This is a genomic window from Type-D symbiont of Plautia stali, assembly GCF_001485335.1.
Classification (GTDB): Bacteria; Pseudomonadota; Gammaproteobacteria; order Enterobacterales; family Enterobacteriaceae; genus Pantoea; species Pantoea vagans_C.
Genome location: NZ_BBOC01000192.1, coordinates 1 through 1,201, shown reverse-complemented (window position 1 = coordinate 1,201; position 1,201 = coordinate 1). Strand labels below are relative to the sequence as shown.

Here is a 1,201-nt window from a genome sequence, read left to right as displayed (position 1 = left end):
AACCAGCTGATGTTCATGAAAAACCTGTCCATCGCCGGTGGTTTCCTGGTGTTGGGTCTGGTAGGTCCAGGCGCTTACAGCATTGACCGTCTTATTCGTGCGCGTTTCGCTCCGGCTGCCGCACGCTAAGCACACAAGCATTGTCAGAACACATATACTGATTTGCAGGGGCGAGGATATTCCTCGCCCTTTTTCTTTATGGAGGGCTTATGGGACAGCTGATTGACGGTGTCTGGCATGACACCTGGTACGATACGAAGTCAACCGGTGGCCGCTTCAAACGCACAGAAGCAGTCTGGCGCAACTGGGTCACCGCTGATGGCCATGCCGGCCCCACCGGCAAAGAAGGCTTTGCCGCCGAACGTGACCGTTATCATTTGTACGTTTCTCTTGCTTGCCCGTGGGCACACCGCACGCTGTTGATGCGTCAGTTAAAAGGGCTGGAGGAGATGATCTCCGTATCGGTGGTGCATCCATTGATGCTGGAAAACGGTTGGACCTTCGATGATGATTTCCCGGACGCCACCGGTGACTCGCTTTACCAGAACGAATTCCTGTATCAACTCTATCTGCATGCCGATCCCCACTACACAGGGCGCGTCACCGTGCCGGTGCTCTGGGACAAAACGCAGCACACCATTGTCAGTAATGAATCTGCCGATATCATTCGCATGCTCAACAGCGCCTTTGATGCGCAGGGCGCGCGCGCAGGTGATTACTACCCGATTGAATTACGCGACAAGATTGATGAGCTGAACGGCTGGATTTACGACACGGTCAATAACGGCGTGTACAAAAGCGGCTTTGCCACTTCCCAGGCAGCCTATGATGAATCAGTAACGGCGCTGTTTCATTCGCTGGCACGACTGGAGCAGATCCTTGGGCAGCATCGCTATCTGACAGGCGATCGTCTCACCGAGGCCGATCTGCGCTTGTGGACGACGCTGGTGCGCTTTGATCCGGTTTACGTCACTCACTTTAAATGTGACCGCCACCGTATCAGTGATTACCGCAATCTCAGCGGCTTCCTGCGTGATATCTACCAGATGCCGGGTATTGCCGATACCGTGAACCTGCCGCACATTCGCCATCACTACTATTGCAGCCACAAAACCATCAATCCGAGCGGCGTGATTTCGCTGGGCCCGGCATTTGACTGGGATGAGCCGCACGGCCGCGGCTGAGGATAGTGCTGCTGGGT

Annotated in this window: 1 protein-coding gene; it reads left to right on the top strand. The window is 55.0% G+C overall.

All coding sequences use genetic code 11. From position 1 onward, the window contains the following. The first annotated feature begins 209 nt into the window (after window positions 1-209). The gene (locus PSSD_RS25925) at window positions 210-1,184 is read left to right on the top strand and encodes a glutathione S-transferase family protein (protein ID WP_039331358.1); all 975 of its coding nucleotides are present in this window, start codon (window positions 210-212) and stop codon (window positions 1,182-1,184) included. Window positions 1,185-1,201 lie beyond the last annotated feature (17 nt).